We start from the raw sequence: 1030 nt of genomic DNA on the forward strand, positions 1-1030 counted from the left end.
GCCCTGGGCGTTTCCGAGCGCTGCAGCGCTTCCTTGATCACCTCGAGGCCCACGACCGGGTGTGGATAACCCGGCGTGTGGACATCGCCCGCCACTGGGCTGAGAAGCATTTGGGAAATTAGTCCGTTTTTTCTTTATATAAAAAAAGGGGGGGAGATGTTTCAAGGAATTGAAGATGTTGTTAAGGGAATAGGAGGCGAAGGAGTCTGGGTAGCAGTTTTAACATTTTTTATTGCTTATATTATTAAAAAGGAGCCTTTTCGAATATTTGCTTATTTTTATGATAAGGCTGATAAGGATTTTAATAAAATGCTGCTTGTTTTTCAAAGTGAGGGTATTGGAAGAGAGGTCAGAGAAAATACCGAAGAGTATCTAGAGCGATATACCTTTAAAAAAGCATGCTATATCGACGCAAATAAAGAAATGAGAAGTGCCTTAATTTATTTGCATGCGGAGCTTAATGGCGCTGTGGGTTGGCGACTACTAAAAAGCAGCCTTCCTTATCTGAACTTAAATGAAAGTGGTAAGCTTGAGGTTAGCATACAGCTGAAGGATAAGATTGGCCGTTGGTTTACAACAATTTTTAGCGTTTTGTTGTGCCTTTACGCTTTAGTGGTTGCTATTTATTCATTTGTTTATGTGAATGAGCATTCATGGAGGCTCTTTGGATTGTTAGTGGGAGCTATGCTTTTGTTTTCTTCCTCTCTTATAGTTGAGTCAGCTAATTGGCCATATCGTAGTGCTGTTAAAATTAATCAGCTTATAGAGGAAAAGAGAGAGTGATGTAACTGCTATGTGCCTGTTGATGTGTTTTGTTATTTAATGGGCATTAACTTTGGAGTGAATTATGCCACGACATACCTACTACGCCCCCCATGGAGGGCTGCCGCCGCAGAGCCAGTTGATTCATGGTCGAGCAGTGTTCACCGAGGCGTATGCGGTGATCCCGAAAGGCGTGATGAGCGATATCGTCACCAGTTTCCTGCCGCATTGGGAAAAGACGCGGTTGTGGATACTTTCGCGGCCGCTT

General features: G+C 43.3%; 1 protein-coding gene and 2 pseudogenes. All 3 read left to right on the top strand.

All coding sequences use genetic code 11. The features are described from left to right. A pseudogene (locus OP495_RS18185) lies at positions 1 to 122 on the top strand (allantoinase); the annotation flags it as partial. A gap of 34 nt (positions 123 to 156) precedes the next feature. Beyond that, positions 157 to 783 (top strand): hypothetical protein, encoded by a 627-nt coding sequence (locus tag OP495_RS18190; protein WP_280571179.1) that lies wholly within the window; start codon positions 157 to 159, stop codon positions 781 to 783. 64 nt (positions 784 to 847) lie between these two features. Continuing rightward, positions 848 to 1030 (top strand): annotated as a pseudogene (locus OP495_RS18195) ((S)-ureidoglycine aminohydrolase); the annotation flags it as partial.

This window comes from Chromohalobacter sp. 296-RDG (assembly GCF_029889885.1).
GTDB lineage: Bacteria > Pseudomonadota > Gammaproteobacteria > Pseudomonadales > Halomonadaceae > Chromohalobacter.

Bases quoted from the DNA above. Each gene is read 5' to 3' on its own strand.
- OP495_RS18190 (WP_280571179.1), top strand. From the start codon at position 157: ATGTTTCAAGGAATTGAAGATGTTGTTAAGGGAATAGGAGGCGAAGGA.